Here is a 544-nt window from a genome sequence, read left to right as displayed (position 1 = left end):
CACCTAATGAGACGCGAAAACCGGTCATCACTTCATCGAAAATGAGTACGCTTTTGTACTCGTCACAAATGTCGCGAAGCCCTTCAAGGAAGCCTGGCACAGGCGGAATACAATTCATGTTGCCTGCAACGGGCTCAACGATGATCGCGGCAACATCGTTACCAATCTCTGAAAAAGCTTGGCGGACAGAGTCTATATCGTTAAAACGCAGGGTAATGGTGTGCTCTGCAAGGCTTGCTGGAACGCCAGGAGAGTTTGGAACGCCTAGTGTAAGAGCGCCAGAACCTGCTTTAACAAGTAGCGAATCTGAGTGGCCGTGATAACATCCTTCAAACTTAACAATCTTGTCGCGACCGGTGAACCCACGTGCGAGGCGAATAGCACTCATTGTTGCTTCTGTGCCTGAGCTGACCATGCGCACTTTTTCAATCGAGGGAACTAGCTCGCAGACCTTTTTAGCCATCACCGTCTCGAGTTCAGTCGGAGCTCCGTATCCTAAGCCCTGTTGCAATTGCTTTTGTACCGCCTCGACCACATCTTGGTT

Annotated in this window: 1 protein-coding gene; it reads right to left on the bottom strand. The window is 50.2% G+C overall.

Features of this window, described 5'->3' with window-relative positions:
- Window positions 1–544: aminotransferase class III-fold pyridoxal phosphate-dependent enzyme (locus A3739_RS05655; RefSeq protein ID WP_156502376.1), on the bottom strand; the 544-nt coding region annotated here is incomplete at both ends.

Source organism: Oleiphilus sp. HI0067 (assembly GCF_001635735.1).
Note: the sequence above shows the minus strand (reverse complement) of the source record. Positions and strands in the feature narration are given on the sequence as shown.